Annotated in this window: 18 protein-coding genes and 1 pseudogene; 13 read left to right on the top strand and 6 right to left on the bottom strand. The window is 39.6% G+C overall.

Features of this window, described 5'->3' with window-relative positions; genetic code table 11:
* Window positions 1-3 precede the first annotated feature (3 nt).
* Window positions 4-891, top strand: coding sequence for an EamA family transporter (locus AC5YD2_RS03270; RefSeq protein ID WP_496124940.1), 888 nt, complete (start codon window positions 4-6; stop codon window positions 889-891).
* A gap of 110 nt (window positions 892-1001) precedes the next feature.
* Here the strand turns inward: AC5YD2_RS03270 and AC5YD2_RS03265 are convergent, their stop codons facing one another.
* The gene (locus AC5YD2_RS03265; protein WP_496124939.1) at window positions 1002-2906 is read right to left on the bottom strand and encodes an ATP-binding cassette domain-containing protein; all 1905 of its coding nucleotides are present in this window, start codon (window positions 2904-2906) and stop codon (window positions 1002-1004) included.
* A 34-nt stretch (window positions 2907-2940) separates the two neighbouring features.
* Here AC5YD2_RS03265 and AC5YD2_RS03260 point away from each other — a divergent pair, with 34 nt between their 5' ends.
* The 6 genes and pseudogenes from AC5YD2_RS03260 to AC5YD2_RS03235 all read left to right on the top strand — a co-directional run bounded on the left by AC5YD2_RS03260 (window position 2941) and on the right by AC5YD2_RS03235 (window position 9498).
* Complete coding sequence (locus tag AC5YD2_RS03260) at window positions 2941-3186, top strand: SlyX family protein (protein WP_496124938.1); 246 nt, start codon at window positions 2941-2943, stop codon at window positions 3184-3186.
* A gap of 158 nt (window positions 3187-3344) precedes the next feature.
* Window positions 3345-4381 (top strand): annotated as a pseudogene (locus AC5YD2_RS03255) (hypothetical protein).
* A gap of 19 nt (window positions 4382-4400) precedes the next feature.
* Complete coding sequence (locus AC5YD2_RS03250; protein WP_496124937.1) at window positions 4401-5204, top strand: hypothetical protein; 804 nt, start codon at window positions 4401-4403, stop codon at window positions 5202-5204.
* A gap of 57 nt (window positions 5205-5261) precedes the next feature.
* Window positions 5262-5711, top strand: a complete 450-nt coding sequence (locus AC5YD2_RS03245; protein WP_496124936.1) for an ammonium transporter — start codon at window positions 5262-5264, stop codon at window positions 5709-5711.
* Between the two features lie 35 nt (window positions 5712-5746).
* Window positions 5747-8389: a type I DNA topoisomerase gene (gene topA, locus AC5YD2_RS03240; protein ID WP_496124935.1), complete on the top strand. Its 2643-nt coding sequence runs from the start codon at window positions 5747-5749 to the stop codon at window positions 8387-8389.
* A gap of 350 nt (window positions 8390-8739) precedes the next feature.
* Window positions 8740-9498 (top strand): hypothetical protein, encoded by a 759-nt coding sequence (locus tag AC5YD2_RS03235; RefSeq protein ID WP_496124934.1) that lies wholly within the window; start codon window positions 8740-8742, stop codon window positions 9496-9498.
* Window positions 9499-9750: 252 nt separating this feature from the next.
* Here AC5YD2_RS03235 and AC5YD2_RS03230 read toward each other — a convergent pair whose 3' ends face one another.
* Entirely contained in the window at window positions 9751-10200 is a 450-nt protein-coding gene (locus AC5YD2_RS03230; RefSeq protein WP_496124933.1) for a carboxymuconolactone decarboxylase family protein, read from the bottom strand.
* A 93-nt stretch (window positions 10201-10293) separates the two neighbouring features.
* Between AC5YD2_RS03230 and AC5YD2_RS03225 the strand changes: the two genes are divergently transcribed.
* The 5 genes from AC5YD2_RS03225 (at window position 10294) to AC5YD2_RS03205 (ending at window position 15746) form a co-directional block, all read left to right on the top strand.
* Complete coding sequence (locus tag AC5YD2_RS03225; protein WP_496124932.1) at window positions 10294-11430, top strand: glycerate kinase family protein; 1137 nt, start codon at window positions 10294-10296, stop codon at window positions 11428-11430.
* A 761-nt stretch (window positions 11431-12191) separates the two neighbouring features.
* Window positions 12192-14183, top strand: a complete 1992-nt coding sequence (locus AC5YD2_RS03220; protein ID WP_496124931.1) for an ATP-dependent helicase — start codon at window positions 12192-12194, stop codon at window positions 14181-14183.
* A 96-nt stretch (window positions 14184-14279) separates the two neighbouring features.
* The gene (locus tag AC5YD2_RS03215; RefSeq protein WP_496124930.1) at window positions 14280-14546 is read left to right on the top strand and encodes an RNA recognition motif domain-containing protein; all 267 of its coding nucleotides are present in this window, start codon (window positions 14280-14282) and stop codon (window positions 14544-14546) included.
* A gap of 283 nt (window positions 14547-14829) precedes the next feature.
* The gene (locus tag AC5YD2_RS03210) at window positions 14830-15333 is read left to right on the top strand and encodes a DUF6586 family protein (protein ID WP_496124929.1); all 504 of its coding nucleotides are present in this window, start codon (window positions 14830-14832) and stop codon (window positions 15331-15333) included.
* Between the two features lie 134 nt (window positions 15334-15467).
* On the top strand, window positions 15468-15746 hold the full coding sequence (locus AC5YD2_RS03205) for a hypothetical protein (protein ID WP_496124928.1): 279 nt from the start codon (window positions 15468-15470) through the stop codon (window positions 15744-15746).
* A 71-nt stretch (window positions 15747-15817) separates the two neighbouring features.
* Here the strand turns inward: AC5YD2_RS03205 and AC5YD2_RS03200 are convergent, their stop codons facing one another.
* From AC5YD2_RS03200 to AC5YD2_RS03185, 4 genes are all read right to left on the bottom strand, one after another.
* Window positions 15818-17536 carry a cation:proton antiporter gene (locus AC5YD2_RS03200; protein ID WP_496124927.1) on the bottom strand — a complete coding sequence of 573 codons (1719 nt, stop codon included), beginning with the start codon at window positions 17534-17536 and terminating at the stop codon, window positions 15818-15820.
* Window positions 17537-17682: 146 nt separating this feature from the next.
* Window positions 17683-17838 (bottom strand): 50S ribosomal protein L33, encoded by a 156-nt coding sequence (gene rpmG, locus AC5YD2_RS03195; protein WP_001205031.1) that lies wholly within the window; start codon window positions 17836-17838, stop codon window positions 17683-17685.
* Between the two features lie 12 nt (window positions 17839-17850).
* Window positions 17851-18087 carry a 50S ribosomal protein L28 gene (gene rpmB / locus AC5YD2_RS03190; protein WP_000048256.1) on the bottom strand — a complete coding sequence of 79 codons (237 nt, stop codon included), beginning with the start codon at window positions 18085-18087 and terminating at the stop codon, window positions 17851-17853.
* Between the two features lie 165 nt (window positions 18088-18252).
* A complete protein-coding gene (locus AC5YD2_RS03185) occupies window positions 18253-19701 on the bottom strand; it encodes a coniferyl aldehyde dehydrogenase (RefSeq protein ID WP_496124926.1) in 1449 nt (482 codons plus the stop codon).
* 120 nt (window positions 19702-19821) lie between these two features.
* Between AC5YD2_RS03185 and AC5YD2_RS03180 the strand changes: the two genes are divergently transcribed.
* A complete protein-coding gene (locus AC5YD2_RS03180; RefSeq protein WP_496124925.1) occupies window positions 19822-20514 on the top strand; it encodes a TetR/AcrR family transcriptional regulator in 693 nt (230 codons plus the stop codon).
* Window positions 20515-20526 lie beyond the last annotated feature (12 nt).

Here is a 20526-nt window from a genome sequence, read left to right as displayed (position 1 = left end):
TACATGGCGTTCAGTTGGATTCTTTTTACCCTGATGGCTGCGTTTATGCAGGCATGGCGTAATGCATTTCAAAAACAACTAAGCAGTACCGTCGATGTATGGGGCGTAACCCTTGCTCGCTTTATCTTTGCTTTGCCATTTGCAGTTATATATCTAACGAGTTTGTATCATTTTTCACCTGTTACAGCGACGGTGACATTCACGACAAAGTATTGGATCTATATTTTAATCGCTGGAATGAGTCAGATTGTCGCTACCGCTTTGATGGTGAATCTATTTAAACAAAAGAATTATGCCATTGGGGTCGGGCTTGCGAAAAGTGAAGCAATTCTGGCTGCGATGATTGGTGTGGTATTTCTTGCAGATCATTTGTCACTACTGGCATGGTTTGGCGTATTGCTTGGGGCATGCGCCGTATTCCTACTTAGTCGAGGGCATGGCTTTACAGATTTTTCATTAAAAACCTTAGTGATCGGAATCGGAAGTGGCTTATGTTTTGCTATTACGTCATTACTGGTTCGTGAAGCGAGTCTGGAACTCACGATGCTTCCTACCCTTCACCGTGCAGCTTGGGTCTTGATTTCCGTTATTGGATTTCAGTGTATCAGTATGTTGGTATATTTAAGTCTGTTTAGTCGAAAGACCTTAATCGCGATGTGGGAAAGAGTAGGGCTCACCTTTAAAGTGAGCGTGTGTAGTTTTCTGGCATCACTTGGATGGTTTACTGCCATGAGTATAATGAGTGTGCCTGTGGTGAAAACGTTAGGTCAAATTGAAATTTTATTTAGCCTGTTAATCTCCGCTTATTTCTTTAAAGAAAAATTGGCGAAAGCGGAACACTGGGGATTGGGATTGGTGGTGATCGCTGCGATTTTAGTGATTTGGGCGTAGTTGTAAGTTAACGCTGAAAAAAAATATAAATGATTTGGAATCATAAAGTGATTCTTATCAAAAAACTCCGCCATGAAGGCGGAGTTTTCGTTTGAGAGGTAAATAAAGACTTAGCCTTTACTCATCTCTTCTAACTCTTCCCAACGCTCTAATTTTTCAAGCAATTGTTCATCAATTTCAGCAAGACGAGCAGACAGTTTCATCGCTTGATCATTGTTTGAAACAAACAAAGAACCATCAGCAAGTTTGGCGTTGATTTCAGCCTGTTCTTTCTCTAAAGCTTCCATTTCAGCAGGAAGTTGCTCTAAAGCACGTTGATCTTTATAGCTCAGTTTTGCTTTTTTAGGCGCAGCTGCGGCAGCACTTGCTTCAGCTTTAGCTAATGCTTTTTTCACATCACTTTTTTGATCAACAGCAGTTTGATCTGGACGTTGTTCTAAATAGTCTTGGTAACCACCGATATATTCATCGATATGACCTTTACCATCAAATACCCAAGTCGATGTTACGACATTGTCCATAAACGCACGGTCATGTGAGATCAATAGCAATGTGCCTTTGTAACCACCAAGCATTTCCTCAAGCAACTCTAAAGTGACCATATCCAAGTCATTTGTTGGCTCATCCATCACGATTAAGTTGGATGGTTTAAGCAATAATTTTGCCAACAAAATACGGTTACGTTCACCACCAGAAAGCGCTTTTACAGGTGTACGCGCACGTTCAGGAGAGAACAGGAAATCTTGTAAATAGCTGTAGATATGACGACGTCCACCGTTAACATCAACGAAATCTGAGCCTTCAGATACGTTATCTTTGACTGATTTTTCAAGATCAAGCGCATTACGGAGTTGGTCAAAGTAAGCAACTTCGAGCTGAGTACCTGTTTTAACCGTTCCACCGTGCTCAAGCTCACCTAAAATGGCTTTGATCAAGGTGGTTTTACCCACACCATTGTCACCGACTAAACCGATACGATCGCCACGTAGCACAAGGGTAGAGAAGTTTTTGATGATCGGTGCATTGTCGCCAAACGCTACACTGAGGTTTTCAATATCAAAGACAAGCTTACCAGAGCGGTTGGCGTCTTGCGTTGCCATGCTCACTTTGCCTTGTTGTGAGCGACGCGCTTTAGATTCTTCACGTAGAGCCTTTAATTCACGCACACGACCTTCATTACGGGTACGACGTGCTTTAATCCCTTGGCGAATCCAAACTTCTTCTTCCGCCAATTTTTTATCGAATAAAGCATTTTGCTTTTCTTCAGCTTCCATTTGCATGGCTTTCAGCTCAAGATAACGTGAATAGTTACCGTCGTAACTACGCAAAATACCACGATCAAGTTCAACGATACGCGTTGCAATACTGTCCACAAATGAACGGTCATGCGAAATGAAAAGCAGCGTTAAGTTGTTTTGATCGAGTAAGAATTTTTCTAACCATTCAATACTTTCAACGTCCAAATGGTTGGTTGGTTCGTCGAGCAGTAGAACGTCGGGTTGAGTGAGTAAGGCACGTGCAAGCAGTACACGACGTTTACGACCACCAGATAGATCAGCCAAATCAGCATCAGGGTCTAAACCCATTTTACTGAGGATTGAATTCACTTTAGTTTCAAGTGCCCAACCATCCAATTGATCCATTTTGTGTTGTAACTCGCCCATGCGATCGCAGGCTTCCATATCACCAAGTACACAAGCTTCGCTTGCATCGTGGTAAGCTCGCATCACCGTTGCAGCTTCACCTGCACCATCTGCGACGATATCTGCAACACGACCAGAGTCCATCGGTACATCTTGAGCAAGCATGGAAATGGTGATGCCATTTTGCAAAGAGACTTCACCCGTGTCAGGTAAGAGGCTTCCATCAATCAGCTTGAGTAAAGTAGACTTACCTTCACCATTACGGCCGATCAAACACACTCGTTCGCCACGTTCTAAACTGAAATTGGCACCGTCGAGTAGGAAGGGTCCACCGAATGCAAGCTGGACGTCCCTTAAAGTAATATAGGCCATAATGTTTCCTGAAATCCCCCAATGAGGACTTATAATGTCGAATCAAAAAAATCTAGATGAGCAGGCGCCATTTTCCGCACCCATAGAAGATTTGCAAGTCCGAATTGCATTTTTAGATGAATTAGTTGATCAATTAAATATTCAAATTGCGTTACAGGACCGTGAAATCACTGATTTAAAGAAACAAATGAAAATTTTGTATCAACGTTTTGAAGTGTTTCATTTAACCGATGGTGTAGAGCCATTCGATCCAAGCAGTGATCGTCCGCCACACTATTGAGTTACAGATACCTTGATTCAACAGCGTTTAAGCAACAGCGAAAATAACACAGTCGCTATTGAACTGCTATTTTAAGCGGACACTGCATTATATTTGACCTTTTTTGTAAAGCTCGATGTAATAGCTTCATTCTAAATCTATTTTTTTGAAAAATGACTATGAACAATAAAGTTGTACTTTTGGATCTTGAGCGTAATATCCCGACAGTAAAATTCTATCGCGATATTCTTGAGCATTATGCAACTTTGTATATCTTCAGCAGAGAAAACAAATTTGAATGTCCGCTCACGGATTTAACTGAGTTTTCGACTTGGGTCAGCAGTGGTCAAATCGTGATTTTGGATACTTTGCAAGCCACAGAGCAAGAGTATGAATATGCGGTGGTGGTTGGACAACTTTTAGCCTTGAGAGAGCCTGAGTCTCATGTTGACGTGGTTTCCGCTGCTAACGGCAGTCAGATTTTGGCAGATATGTTGGTCGCTTCGGGTTTTCCGTGTCGTCTAATCCAAGTCGAAACTGAAAAAACCACAGTGACTGCTAAAAAAGGCTTACCGCCATTGCACACTATTTTGGCTAACCCTGATTTGCAATTGATTAAGAAATATTGTGATGTCATCGCGATGGCAACGGGTAAACCTAGCTCGATGGCGAAGCTGAAAAACTCCATCATGAGTATATTGCAAGTTGACTCGACTCAAACCAAACAACTCATCGGTATGTTGATTAACTTAAAAATTGTTAAATCTGAAGGTGATCAAATTTCATTTCGCAAAAAAGTATTAAAGCAGTGGCAACAGCTTGATCTTAATCAAGCTGATACTGATCTACCAAATGACTCCATGCTAGGCAATAGCAGGCTGGCTGAAGTGGATGCACTTTTGTCCAAGCTACAGATTAATCCTGAGCAAATGATTGAAGAGCTTGCTCAGTTACAGCAAAGCGAAGTTGTGAATAATGTACGAAGTGATTTGCATAAAACTTTGAAAAAATTGATCCTGTACAAATGGAAGTGATTCGTAAATTGAATCAAATGAAATCAGACAAACCCAAAGATATCTATGCGTTGAGAGATTTACTGGAACAGTTATTTCCTAAATCTGATGTTCGATTATTACTTAAAGAGATGATTGATAAGGGATATATTTATTGGAATGGTCACGATGTGATTTATAGCCATGAGATGTTCTTGAATTAAATTTAAGGCAAGAAACATTATGATAGATCATTTTTTCAGTCGAATTAGCCGTCTAGTTTTTGTTGTCACTTTTTTTACTATTTCTATTTCATTTGCAGGGCTAATGTATATTGATGGATTATCAAATAAGTTAGGCTTTAATGTATCCTTATTTGATTTGAACTTTTATGACTTTTTTATATATGTTGTAATTTCGGATAATTTAAATATTTTTATAGGTTTCATTCTATCTTTAGCGATCTCCGTATCATTCGTTTTATATCCTAAAGCAATAATTTTTGTATATGATTTTATATATATTTGCTCGTTATGCTTATGGGAATTTTTTGGTGGATCAAAAAGGATCATTCCTTTTTTTGTATTTTTTATATCGCCATTTTTAATTTTACCTGTCGTAATTTTTCTAATTTCACACTGTGTTTTTATTAAAATAAAAGAGATTAAAGCTTTTGAAAATCATTTGCTTAAAGTTGTGAAGGAAGTGAATGAGGATGAACAGTATTTAAAATCCTCAAGTAGGCTGGGGGAGGGAAGTCATAATTTTTTCAAATCATATTTAGTATTCTCATTCGTATTATTGCTGTTCATCGCATGGTTAGGTTGGGTTGTTCATATTGGTAAGCAAGGACAGGTACACGCCGAAAAATTTTTAGACTCAAAAGAATATAAAACACTGTATTTAACCAATAATACTAAACGAAGAGTCGTTATGGTTTCTAAAGTGAAAAATGGATACATTTTTGTTTTAAATGAAAATAATAAGAATAAAACAAAGGCTTCGTTCATTCCAGATAGTGTAATTTTGCGAATTGATTCATTCTAAACTTGCGTTTTATATTGCGCTTATGCAACTCTAATATAGGAACAAAAAGGTTGAACTATGGATAATGTTGGAATTTGGGTCACAGTTGTTATTGTGATTTTCGTGCTGGGCTCTATTTTTGGACTACGTGTGAACCCACGTGAAAAAGCATTGGGCATCATGCGTGAAAAAGCAAGAAAGATGTCGCTACATCCACGACTTGTGGTTGCACCTGACTGGACAAAAATTCCAAAAGCAACCGAAAGCCGTGCCAGTATGGTTGCTTACTATAGTGTCATCATCCCTGAAGGACGTTTGTTATTGATGCGTGCCATCGTTGAAGATGACAAATTAAAAGTCATTCATGGCGATGAAAAATTTAATAATTTACCGATTACATTAAAGGGCATTTATGCTATTGATATGCAGTCAAATTGTGTAGGCCTCTATTGGAACGAAGAAATAGACCTTAGAGCGACACAGTTAGAAGATATGAAAGCCTATTTGCATTCATTAGCTGAACTTTAATATACACACCAATCTTATAGGAATAACGGTTCATTATGGCGAACGCTCCTCGGTCCACATCCAAAAGCACCACAGCGACCTCTCCTGACGCTGGCAAAAAACGTGCCTTAGTGATTGTGGAGTCGCCTGCAAAAGCGAAAACAATCAATAAGTACTTAGGCTCGAATTACATCGTTAAATCGTCTGTCGGTCATGTACGAGACTTACCCACAGGTGGTTCATCAAAATCTACAGAAAAGAAGACCGCCACCCGTACTAAATTAACCGATGAACAAAAAGCTGAAAAAGCACAAAATGCATTGGTCAATCGTATGGGGGTCGACCCTGAACATGACTGGAAAGCAAAATATGAAGTGCTTCCAGGCAAAGAAGGTGTCGTCGCTGAGCTCAAAAAACTCGCATCGCAAGTCGATGAAATCTATCTCGCAACGGATATGGATAGAGAAGGGGAAGCGATTGCTTGGCATCTAAAAGAAGTGATTGGCGGTGATGAATCACGTTATCAACGTGTGGTCTTCAACGAAATTACCAAAAATGCCATTCAAGAAGCGTTTAAACAACCTTCTCGCCTTGATACCGATAAAGTCAATGCACAGCAAGCACGCCGCTTTTTAGACCGTATTGTGGGCTTTATGATCTCACCATTGCTGTGGGAAAAAATTGCCCGTGGCTTGTCTGCTGGTCGTGTGCAATCTGTTGCTGCAAAACTTGTGGTTGAACGTGAACGTGAAATTCGTGCATTTGTTCCAGAAGAATATTGGCAAGTTTTTGCAGATACGCAATCCAAAAAAGATAAGATTCGCTTAGAAGCAGTTAAGCAAGGTGGTAAAACCTTAAAACTTCAAAATAAAGCCCAAACTGATGCTTTATTGAGTGTTTTAAATGATGCCGAATATAAGGTTGCAGTTCGTGAAGATAAGCCAACCAAGGTCAATCCAAGCGCACCGTATATCACTTCAACGCTTCAACAGGCTGCAAGTACACGTTTAGGTTTCTCTGTAAAGAAAACCATGACCATGGCACAGCGTCTATATGAAGCGGGTTACATTACCTACATGCGTACTGACTCAACATTCTTAAGTGATGATGCAGTCAATATGGCGCGTAATTATGTTGAGCTTGAGTTTGGTGAAAAATACATTCCAGCGAAGCCCAATCGTTATGGCAACAAAGCGGGCGCGCAAGAAGCCCATGAAGCGATTCGTCCTTCTAGTGTGACGCTGAGTGGCGATCAGCTTGTTGGTGTAGATCGTGATGCTCAGCGTTTGTATGAACTGATTTGGCGTCAATTTGTCGCATGTCAAATGACGCCAGCAGAATACTTATCTTCAACCATTTTAGTCGATGCCAATGGTGTTGAACTCAAAGCCAAAGGTCGTACTTTGGTGTTTGATGGCTTTACTAAGGTTCGTGGGGCCAACAAAGCAGATGATGATGTGCTCTTGCCTGCAGTCAAAGTCGGTGAAGTACTCAAACTTGAGAAGCTTGATCCATCTCAGCACTTCACTAAACCACCTGCACGCTTTACGGAAGCATCGTTGGTGAAAGAGCTTGAGAAAAAGGGCATTGGTCGTCCATCCACTTATGCTGCGATTATTTCAACGATTCAAGATCGTGGTTATGTGAAAATTGACAACCGTCGTCTCTTTGCCGAGAAGATGGGTGAAATCGTGACGGATCGTCTCGATGAAAACTTCAATAACTTGATGAACTATGCGTTTACAGCCGATCTTGAAAGTCAGCTCGATAAAGTGGCAGATGGGGAACGTAATTGGAAAGAATTACTCGATAACTTCTATGGTGATTTCAAGAAGCGTTTGACCACAGCTCAGGGTGAAAACGGTATGCGCCGTAATCAACCTGTTGAAGTGAATGCTGTGCACTGCAAAGAATGCGAACGTCCAATGCAGATTCGTACGGGTACGACAGGCGTTTTCTTAGGATGTTCAGGTTATAACTTGCCACCCAAAGAGCGTTGCAAAGGCACATTAAACTTAACACCTGTTGAGTCTTTAGCTGCACTTTCAGATGATGATGCCGCTGAAACCGCAGATTTAATGTCGAAGAAGCGTTGTCCAATCTGTGAAACAGCAATGGACAGTTATGTCATTGATGGTGGTCGCAAGTTACATATCTGTGGTAATAACCCAGACTGTGCTGGTTTTGAACTTGAAGAAGGTGAGTTCAAAATTAAAGGCTATGATGGCCCGACCATTCCATGTGATAAATGTGATGGCGAAATGCAGTTGAAGACAGGTCGTTTTGGTCCTTACTTTGCATGCAATAGCTGTGATAACACACGTAAAGTATTGAAGAGCGGTCAGCCTGCGCCTCCACGTGTTGATCCAATCAAAATGGAACATCTACGTTCCACCAAACATGATGACTTTTTTGTCCTTCGTGATGGTGCAGCAGGATTATTCTTAGCAGCAAGTAAATTCCCGAAAGTACGTGAAACACGTGCGCCGAAAGTTGCGGAATTAAGAACTGTTGCAGAACAGCTAGATCCAAAGTATCAGTTTATTTTAAATGCACCTGATCAAGATCCTGATGGTAATCCAACTTTGGTGAAATTTAGTCGTAAAAACCAAGCGCAGTATATTGGTTCTGAAACGCCTGAAGGTAAACAAACCAAGTGGTCATTGGTTTATCAAGATGGAAAATGGGCTGAAGCTTAATGCTTTAAAATTTTTTAAAATGCTGACTTCGGTCGGCATTTTTTTGCTTTGAATTAAATGAAGAACATGGCTTCTATTTTTCAATATTGTGTAGATATAACTAAAAAATGATGTAGTAAAACTAAAAAATTAATAGATGATTAAATCAGCATTTAAAGAAAGGTTAAGATTTAATATCAATATAAATTATTGTAAATGAATGAAAAAATATCGAGTATAATTTTTAGTATTATGAAATAATGTGAACCAGTTATCATTTATTTGGTGGGCTAGATGATCTAATCTTCTTAAAATAAACATTTCAATGTCTTAATGACTTTAGATGCCAAAAATACAAGAGATAAGCGAATATGTGGAAAAAGCTTAGAATTATAATTTTATTGATCATACTCTTGATCGTCGGTATTAATGTTTGGCGTGACTATAATCCAAACTGGGATAAGCCAATCATTGTCCTTTTGCATCCGATCAATGCTGACGGACAGCAATCGACTCAAAACTATATTCAGCGTCTGTCTAGCCAAGATCTGAGTTATGCACAAGACTATATCCGTGATATGTCTGCAAAGTATCGTCATCAGCCTGTTTCTGTTTATTTCCAGTTAGGTCGTGAACTTAATCAAGTGCCGCCTAAAGTTCCTGAATCAGAGTCTGTATTGCAAACCATTATCTGGAGTTTGAAGTTCCGTTACTATGCTTGGAAACAACACAGTAATCAGGATGGTGCACCATCAGTCACTTTATTTTTAAATTATTATGACCCTAAGACCACATCGTCATTGAAGCATTCCACGGCTTTGCAAAATGGTCGAATGGGCTCAATTAATCTATTTGCGTCAAAACGACAATCCGAACAAAACCGCATTATTTTGGTTCATGAGTTATTACACGCATTAGGTGCAAGTGATAAATATGATTTGCTGACGGGTCTTCCCAAGTATCCAGATGGTTATGCTAATCCTAATCAACAACCTTTGTATCCTCAGTTGAAGGCAGAGTTGATGGGTGGTCATATTGCGTATTCAGAAACCAAATCGGTGATGCCAGAATTTCTTAATCAAACAGTGATTAATCCAAAAACAGCAGAAGAGCTGGGCTGGAAGAAATAATAAATAAGCTGAAATAAAAAAAGCCGACTCAAGTCGGCTTCTTTTATGTTAAAAATTTAAAAACCAAACGAAACATTAATGCTCTATTCGTATTTTTAAATCCAAAAAATGTAGACTAAAAAATTACTTCACTTGGTTTAAAATATTTTTAAAAATGAGTTGTGGATAATCTTAATTTTATCCACAGTAGCTTTATCTTTATAAAAAAAGCGATGGTAGCTGCTCATTAGAGTTTTCATATCATTAAAATATTTAAGGTTTAACGCTATAGCGACTGCTGATTGCAATACGGTTCCATGCATTAATCACAATACCTAGCCATTCAATCGCACTTAATTGTTCCTCTGTATAGTATTTTTGAGCTTCTGCATAAATTTCATCAGGGATTTGCTGATGAGAAATAAGAGTGAGTTCTTCAATTAAGGCGAGAGCAGCACGTTCATTATCTTGAAAATATTCAGTTTCACGCCATGCATTTAATAGGCTAATTCGATCTATGCTTTCACCCGCCTTGATGGCATCTTGAGTATGCAGTCGAATACAGAAAGCGCATTGGTTGATTTGCGATGCTCTTAATTTAAGCAGGTGTGAAAAACCTTCAGCAATACCAGATTCATATACTTTTGCTAATGCAATCTGATCAAGTTCTGCGACTTTGTTATAAAGTTCAGGTGCTGTTTTTCCAAGGTTAATGCGTTGCATAGTTTGATCCACGTTTGAGAGTACTAGAGAAGTATTTATAGAAAGGGAAATTATGGTTATGTTGTATTTAAAACTTTTCTGATTAGGATCGCCATGACAAAGACTTTTATTCTTGCACCTGATTCCTTTAAAGAAAGTATGACTGCTGAACAAGCATGCTTAGCGATGGAAAAAGGGATATACAAGTCTATGCCTGATGCGATTTGTCTGCATGTACCCATGGCAGATGGAGGTGAAGGTACAGTGGATGCGCTGATTTCAGCATTGGGCGGTGTTCGTATTGCATGTGAAGTCACTGGACCGCTTTCACATCAAAAGATTCATACATATTTTGGATGGGTGGAGCAAACTCGAACAGCCGTGATTGAGATGGCGAAAGCCAATGGTATTCAACTGTTGCCGCCTCATTTAAGAAATCCTTTAAATACTTCAACCTTTGGTACAGGTGAAATGATTCGAGCTGCTTTGGATCTTAAGGCAGAGAAAATCATTATCGGTCTAGGTGGAAGTGTGACCAATGATGCCGGTGCAGGCATGGCTCAAGCATTGGGTGTGCGATTTTTAGATCAAAATAATTATGAAGTTAGTCTAGGTGGTGGTCGGCTTAATCAAGTCAAAACTATCGATTTGTTAAAACTTGATTCACGTTTATTACAGACCACCATCATCATTGCCAGTGATGTGAACAATCCATTATGCGGTGAAAATGGTGCTTCAGCTGTATTTGGACCACAAAAAGGCGCATCTGCTGAAATGGTGCAGATTTTAGATGCAAACCTGAATCATTTTTCAGATTTGGTTGAGTCAACTTTACGGGTTCACGTGAAACATCAAGCGGGTGCAGGGGCTGCTGGCGGTTTAGGTTTTGGACTGATGGCTTTCACGGGTTCGACCATACAATCAGGTGCTGAGTTAATTATTAAAGAAACAGGATTAGCTGAAAAAATTGGTCAAGCGGATTATGTGTTTACGGGTGAAGGCAGTATTGATTTTCAGACCAAGTTTGGTAAAACCCCGTGGGCTGTGGCACAAGTCGCAAAGCAGTTTGATAAGCCTGTTTATGCTTTTGCTGGACGAGTAGGTGATGATATTGACACTTTATATGATGAGGGTTTTAGTCAAATTATCGGAATGAATGAGCCAAATTGTGATTTGGAAACAGCACTTAAAAATGCTGAGCTTAACTTGGAGAACGCATGCAAAAAAATGATATTATTGAATAAATTTTAAAATATAAAATATTGATTTATTAGGTAATTTTAATAGATTTGAATTTTGATTAAAAAATAAATGTATTGGTTAGATGTTATTAGAGGTAAGGTTTTTATTGAAGATGATAATTTTTCATAGCTTTGCACCACGTTGAAATATCAAGTTTATTGAAATTAGAGCACTTATTTTCCTTACTTTGTGAGTAGTAAATATTTTGTTCTAGTTCTGAAAAATAATAAAATTGATTGAAGTCTTCTGCATATCTTAAATAGCCGCCAGAACCATCGTCAATTTTAGTTGGATGGAAGAAAAAAATATTACTTTCTTTTGGAATGTAATTTGTTTGATCCGTTAAAATCATCCACACATTAGAGAAGATCTGGGTAAAAATCAGGATTGAGATCATGATTAAGGCTATAAATGAAAGCAATCTATTTTTCGTGTTCATGAAGTTAATTTTTTTATAAAGACTGAGAATGAAATAAATTATAACTGTTTAAAAGAATAAGAAAATTTAAAAGAGAATGACAACTTAAAAGGATGCAGCAACTTAAAAGAATACGGAAATTTAGAAGAATAAAATAACGATACAGCGACCTGAGTGATTAATCGAAATAGTTTAAGTTTATGAACCATTTAATATGCAACATAAAGACTGAGGATCTACTGATCTGTGAAAAGCTATACTGTCAAAAATCGTGATTCTATAATGTTGAGTTTCTAGTTATTTAGCAGTGAGCTTTGTTAAACTAGTCTTGTCCCCAACTAGATTAGAGATTATGAGCTTAGCCAACCTGATTAATGAATTAAACCCTCAACAAAAACAAGCTGCGACAACTGAATCAAAGCACAGCTTGGTTTTAGCAGGGGCAGGTTGTGGTAAAACCAAAACCATTGTGGCTCGTGCTGCCTATCTCATTGATCAAGGCGTTCCTGCCAATCAAATTCAAATTTTGACCTTTACTCGTCGCTCTGCCAGTGAAATTGTTGCACGTGTAGAACTGGCATTGGGTGATCAGGCCAAAGGTCTACGTGCATCGACCTTTCATACCTTTTGTATGTATCTTTTGCGTCGTGTACCGAAGGCATTTGGATTAGAGCAATTTTCAATCATTGATCGTGATGATCAACTGATGATGTTCCGTTTGATTCGTGGCAAAGACGATAAGAAAAATCCAAATTCATTGCCTAAACCACAACAACTTTGCGATCTCTATTCTTTTGCACGAAATACCCGCCAAAAACTGAGTTTGGCTTTAGAAAAACAACACCCTGAATTTTTAGAATACAAAGACCAAATTGCAGAAATTATGAAGGAGTATGAGGCACGAAAACGTGCACGTACTTTCCTCGATTATGACGATATTTTAGCGGTGGTCGCTTCTGGATTAGCGCAGTCTGATGGATTAACAGATTATGTCGCATCGCTTTGTCAGCATATGCTGGTCGATGAAATGCAAGACACCAATCCACTGCAATGGGCTTTACTTGAACCATTGAAAGATAAAACCTCACTGTTTTGTGTTGGAGATGATGCACAGTCGATTTATGGTTTTCGTGGCGCAGATTTTGAAAATATTCATCATTTTAAAGATCGTGTGCCTGATGCACAGATTTTCAAACTTGAAAAAAACTACCGTTCTACTCAAGAAATTCTAGATCTATCGAATTGGTTGTTGGATCAGAGCTCAATCAAGTACGAGAAAAAACTTGAAGCGTATCGTGGGGATGGCATTAAACCGAAATTGCATGTTTTCCCCAATGAGTTTGATGAAGCCAAATGGATCGCGATTGATATTAAAGAGCGTCACTTTTTAGAAGGTTCTGCATGGCATGAACATATGGTATTGGTGCGTTCGAGTTTTGCAGCACGCCATATTGAAGCTGCGTTTATTCAATCCAATGTGCCGTACCGCTTTATCGGTGGAATGAAACTGCTTGAAACAGCACATGTAAAGGACTTGTTAAGCTTATTACGTGTGATTGCTAATCCATTGGATGATATTGCTTGGATGCGCTTCCTGACCCTGTGGAATGGTGTAGGTGATGTCGGTGCGAGTAAGCTCGCTCAACAGCTCTTAGTTGATCCTACACAAGACGCAATTTTTGAAAAATTAGAAAAATTTGGTCGTATTCCTGAAAATACTTTGCTAATCATGAAACAAATGCTGGTACTCAAAACAGAGGTGCAAGCTTGTGTCACTTTGGGTGTAGAAGCATTGATCGCTCAACTTGAAGAAAACTACGCCAAAAAAGATTGGTCTAAACGCATGGGTGACTTTGATTTGGTCAAACAATTGGCTGCAAAGCATGACCAGTTGAGTGAATTTTTAGAAGAGTACGTGCTTGATCCAGTGTCGATCTCTGAAATTGAACGTCAGTCGGAAGATGATGTGGTCACATTGATCACCATTCATTCGGCAAAGGGTACAGAACAAAAAGTGTGTTATGTCGCCAATGTAACGGCAGGACAGTACCCACATGCACGTGCTCAAGGTAATTTTGATGAAGTCGAAGAAGAGCGTCGTGTATTGTATGTGGCTTTAACCCGTGCAAAAAATGAATTGATTCTGACCAAACAAAATCTAAGTATTTGGGCGCGTGATCAAGTGGATGAGCAAGGGCGTAAGATTGAAAGCTACTTCTTCAATGATTTAACTCGACATTTATGTACCACCGAAACCCACTATAAAACTCGCCAGCAGACGGTAAAAAGTGCGTTGATCGAACGAAAGACGATTAATTTAGATTTTGGTATCGATCTCGATTAAACTAGAGTGATTGCGCTGTTTATATTTATTTGCGAAGTTCAAAAAGTCGAGTAGGCGAGTGCTTTTTGATGATTTTGCCTATTTTAAGGTTTTAAGATGAAAATTTTAGTTCGTAATTTAGATCGTACTGTCCCACAAGCTGAATTACTTAAACTATTTCAAGCATATGGTACGGTTGAATCATGTACTTTGGTGATGGATGAAGTCACTAAGAAGTCGAAAGGTTTTGCGTTTGTTGAAATGCCTCATGGTCGTGAAGCTGTGAAAGCGATTAAAGGTTTAAATACTTTACGCTTACACGGTCAAGGGATTCGTGTAAAACAAGCGGAAGATAAGCCAGAAGACAAGTCTGAAGCTAAATAAGCGATGTTTGAAATTTGAATGTGGAAATATTTATATTTTCAACAAAAGAATCTAAAGGAGCGAATCGCTCCTTTTTGATTTGGTTTTTATTCATTTTTATTTCTCGCTTCTATTACGAGATGGATTGTAGAGATTAAGGATTGAATCATTAAAAAGAATAAGCTGATAATGCATCTACACGCGAATAAAATCTAGATTTATAAAAATTGTGGATTGCGTAAACAAACAACACGTTTTAACGTATAAGTGCCAAGACACATTTTTTAACTTTAGGAAATTTCTCATGTCCCGCGTTGCTCGTTTTCATGCTGATCGCACCAACCAAAAATTATATTTTGCACGTCTGTCATGCCAGCAATCAGAACAAACGGAGCATATTCAGCAGGCGCAGTCACATCGTGAAGCTGCAGTATTTCATTTACATGGTGCTATATTAGCATTTTTGCAAGAACTCGTTCGTTACTATCGCTTAAATGATACTGCGCCTACACTTAAATCGATTGAAGATTTAATGGCAGCAAAAGGACAGATTTCCCCTGAGGTCAATGTATTACAACAGCTTGCAAAGCATGGTTTTATTGCTGAATTAAAACGTGCTTACCGTATGTGTCAGTATGCCCCTGAGCCGAGTGCTCCTGAGCCTGAAGATGAGACATCTTCAAATCTCATTATTAAAGTGACACAAACGCCCCAAGCATGGTTACCTGATACCCAGATTTTACGTGAATGGCACCGTGATTTAACCCATTTGATCGATGGCTTTCGCAACGAAATGGTTGAGTTTTAAGTCGAATCATGTCAGTTTAAAGTGTGATGGTCTATTGTAGGACTTGAAATATTGGTTCGTCGATCACATATAAGATAGTCTAAGCGAAGCAAAGTGCATTCGCATTTTGTGACCATGTGAATCATGGAGGGTATATGTCTATAGAACAGTTAAAAGAAATTTTTGGAAGTCAGGAATCTATTCTTGAATTGGTTCAGCTAGAAGGTGGTGAGCTGGCTTTGCGTAATGCTGACGCTGAACATGACCCTTTGGTGAAAATTCAATTTAATGACAAAATTAAAGCATTGATTGGAGATCAACTTCCTGTGGTTGCACAACACATGGTTCAAGCTGCATTGTTTGCTTTGATGGAAAAGCAGACCAGTGAGTGGGAAGCAGAAGTGGTTGATGAAAAACCAAAATATATGAGTTAATGAATTCTTACATATAAAAAACCGCACATCACGTGCGGTTTTTTATATGTAATGAGTTTGCTTTGCTTTGCTTAATGCGAAGGTGCATTGTGATGTGCAATTTGAATTTGGTTGAGAATATGATTGCTCATGTTCTTCGCCATTTCTTCTTTTGCGTAATAAACTTCACCAATATTGTCTTGGCGAATCACTTCCGCTTCTTGACGATTTTCAGCACAAACCAAAACTTGAATTTGCGGATTCAGCATCTTGGCTGTATCCACGATTTTATGAATATCTAAAATATCCATTGGGGAAATCACCAATAAGCGTGCATGTTGGATATGTGCTTGAATTAGGACGCTCGGTTCAGTCGCACGACCAGAAACCGCAGCAATACCCTTTTCACGTAGATTCTCAACGATTTCACGGTTTTCTTCGGCAATTACCACTCTAATACCGTCATCCATGAGTGTTTGGGTAATACGTCGACCGACTTCACCATGACCGACAATCACCACTTGATCACGCAGATAGTCCTGTGAGACCTCATCTGGGAGCATCGCCAATGGGTCACCACTACGTTCAAGTAAACGTGCCAAATGCGAACGCTCACGGATCCAGTTTTGTACAGGTTCGATTGCTGAGAACAAAAATGAGTTCAGCGTAATGGAGAATAAAGCCCCTGCTAAGATGAGGTTTTGCGCTTCGGGAGTGAGTAATCCAAGAGAGAGCCCCAGTGTTGCCAGAATAAACGAGAACTCACCAATTTGCGCTAAACTTGCTCCAACGGTCAGCGCTGTATTGAGCGGATAGCGGAAGAACAAGACCAGTGCCATGGCTGCAAGGGTTTTACCAATCATGATGATGCCAATGACGGCAAGAATATGTAGCGGTTGTTCAATGATAATCCGCGGATCGAATAACATGCCGACAGATACAAAGAACAAAATCGAGAAAATTTCACGTAGCGGTAGCGTTTCTTCTTCTGCACGGTGGCTAAAATCAGACTCTTTAACCACCATCCCAGCGAAGAACGCACCGAGTGCCATAGACACGCCAAAAATCGCGTATGAGCCGTAGGCAATAGAAACGGCTGCTGCGACGACTGTTAAGGTAAAAAGCTCTCTAGAACCTAAGCGTGCGACATATTGCATGATCATGGGGACTAGGCGTTTTCCAATAATCAGCATAAAGGCAATAAAGCCTGCCACTTTGAGTAGGGTAATGCCTAAAGTTGCCCAGATGTTTTGGTTGCCACTTTGACCTTCGAGTGCATGACCACCCAGTAGAACCGCTGTTGCAGGAAGTAGTACCAAGACCAACACCATGACTAAGTCTTCGACCAGTAGCCAGCCGACCGCAATTTTACCATTGACGGAATCGAGTAGTCCTTGATCGCCGAGTGCTTTCAGCAGTACAACAGTACTTGCGCAAGATAAACTTAAACCGAATACAAGTGCTGCACCTAAACTCCAGCCCCAATAGAATGAGACGGCCATCCCAAGCAGGGTAGCAACCGTAATTTGTAAAATTGCACCAGGCAGTGCGATACGTTTAACTTGTAATAAGTCTTTGAGGGAGAAATGCATGCCGACGCCAAACATGAGAAACATGACACCGAGTTCAGCAAGTTGGTTGGCGAGGGCGAGATCAGCAACTACACCAGGTGTGTTTGGGCTGATGATAATACCGGCAATAAGATAGCCGATTAAAGGCGGAAGTCGTAGACGCGCAGCGATATAGCCAAAGATTAGAGCTAGACCGAAACCGACTGCAAGTAAAATAATAAGATCTACATCATGAGGCACTAAAAACTCCTTTTTTGTGAAGAGGAGAAAGATAAAATTTTAAAAAGCATAATTAATGCCAAATACCGCAAAGAAGTTTAACAAGCTGAATAAAAAAAATGCAAAAAAAACGACCCCAAAGGGTCGTTTTTTCAAGAAAGCTAAAATTATTTAATTTTAGCTTCTTTGAAGATTACGTGTTGACGGATTTTTGGATCAAATTTTTTGATTTCCATTTTTTCCGGCATAGTACGTTTGTTCTTAGTTGTGGTATAGAAATAACCTGTACCAGCAGAAGAAACTAGGCGAATTTTATCACGCATGGTTCAGACTCCTTAGATCTTTTGACCTTGAGCACGTAGGTCAGCAACAACCTTTTCGATACCCAATTTGTCGATAATACGCATACCCTTAGTAGTTAGACGAAGACGTACAAAACGTTTTTCGCTTTCTAACCAGAAACGGTGGTGGTGCAGGTTCGGCTCGAACCGGCGTTTAGTTTTGTTGTTGGCGTGTGAGACGTTGTTACCAACGACTGGACGCTTGCCGGTAACTTGGCAAACCTTAGACATGGTGTAACTCCATTGATTCAGCCAACAGCAAATCTGTATGGCCAGTCAAAATAAAACGGATTGAAATCATTCAAGGGGCGTTTTATACCAAAATTCCGCTTAAAAGACAAGCGGAATTGATAAAAACGCAGCATGAGCTAGTGTGATAGATCATGCCTTGATCACTTAACGAAGAAAGGCTTTACGAATGATACTCGGAATTGGTCTATTAAATGGAGGGAGTACGTATTTTAAGCTAAACAGCTTAGGTACAGACATCACCGAACGTTCATTTGATAGACTAAAGAATCCCTCAGGACCATGATAACGTCCCATACCCGATGCGCCGACACCCCCAAATGGTAAGTCATCTTGTGCAACATGGGTCACGACAGCGTTTTGCCCAAAGTGCCCTGAATGGGTACGGTGAGCGACATATTCTGCACGAGCATCGTTAAAGTCGAAGTAGTATAATGCAAGAGGACGTGGGCGGTCATTAATAAACTCAATAACTTCGTCTATTTGATCATATTCTATGATTGGCAATACTGGACCAAAGATTTCATTTTTCATGATTTCCATGTCTGGCGTGACATTGGTCAACAGGGTTGGCGCAATTTTACGAACTGAATCTAACTCTTCATTGGCGGGATTGATCTCAGTTGCCTTAGCTCCATTTTGTAATGCATCTTCAAGATAACCTTTGATGCGCTTATTCTGTTTGTCGTTGATAATCGAAGTATAGTCTTGATTGTCACGTAGCGTCGGGTACATCGACTTTACGACGGCTTTGAAACAGCGAATAAACTCATTGGTTTTGCCACGAGGTAGGAAAATATAATCAGGCGCTACGCAGGTCTGACCTGCATTCCACAATTTACCAAACACAACACGTTCAGCCACGTCTTTTAAGTTAATCGATGGATGTACAATCACGGGTGATTTTCCGCCGAGTTCCAAAATCACGGGGACTAGATTTTCAGCAGCCGCTTTCATCACGGTTTTGCCGACATTGGTCGAGCCAGTGAATACCAACTTATCAAAAGCAAGATGACTGAAGGTATCCGAAATAATGCCACCACCTGTGATCACAGCCACGATTTCCTGTGGAAATGCTTCAGCTAATGCAGCTTTAAGTACGAAACCAAAATGGTGCGATGAGCTCGAAACTTTGATCATGGCATGGTTACCTGCTGCGAGCGCACAAATCAGTGGGCTCAGTGCAAGTAGCAAAGGGTAGTTCCAAGGGGCAATAATCCCAATCACACCCATCGGTTGATAATCCACCCAAGCTTTTGCGGGTTGATGTAATATGCCGATATGACGTTTAGAGGGTTTCATCCATGTGGTCAAATTTTTGCTGTAATATTTAATCTGTTCTAAGCATGTCAGTAATTCGCCAATTTTAGTTTCTGAAATTGCGCGATTACCGTAATCTTTGTTAATTGCTTCAGCGATATCGTCTTGATATTTGATCAGCACTTTCTTTAAACGTGCTAAACGTTCGATTCGCTCATTGGCAGTAGGCAGGGGATAACGTCGATAAGCACTCTGTTGTAGAGCTAGAAGATCATGTATTTGTTGAACTTCTGGTGTATCAGTCGTCATAAAATTTGTTTTTGTTTGACTGTTCATGACCAGTACCACTAATGTAAGGGTTAATGTATAGTCATTTTTAGAGTAATTACTCTAAAAGTCAAGTCTGTTTTATGTTAGCGCATGCTAACTTTTTTATTGGTTATAGATGGTATTAGGATGTCGCATTCCAAAACGCTAAAAACGAAAGACCGAATTTTGCAAATCAGTTTGCAACTTTTCAATGAACGTGGCGAGCGTACTGTTACGACCAATCATATTGCGGCTGAGATGAATATCAGTCCAGGTAATCTGTATTATCACTTTCGTAATAAGCAGGAAATCATTAAAGAGCTGATGGAACAATATCAGCAAGAAACGCTGGATTTGTTAGCGTTACCTGATGACCGCCCAGTCAATGCGAATGATAAAATTCGTTATTTTCAGGTACTCAGTAGTCAGATGTGGGATTACCGTTTTCTTCATCGTGATGTTTATCACTTGGTCGAAAATAATGATGATTTCCGTAAAATTTATCCAAGATTTGCAGGGAAAGTCATGCAGCAAGGGCAGAATATTTACCAAGCCTTTGTTGATGCAGGTCTGATGCAAATGACAGCCTCAGAAATTGAAGCTTTGATCATTAACTTATGGATTGTGCTGACCAACTGGACTAATTTCCTGTATATGTCAGGGCATTTAAAAGACTCAAACAATATTGACCAGAAATGGGCGTGGCAAGCTTTACGTCAAATGGTATTTTTGGAAGGTCCTTATCTCAGAGGTGAAAGTCGTCAAACTTATGAGCGGTTGCTTGAGACATTGGGGACTTCTGAACTTTTTGCGAGTTTATCTGCGGATCGACCTGATTAAAAAAAATGTGGA

It is taken from the genome of Acinetobacter sp. CY73 (assembly GCF_059515865.1).
Note: the sequence above shows the minus strand (reverse complement) of the source record. Positions and strands in the feature narration are given on the sequence as shown.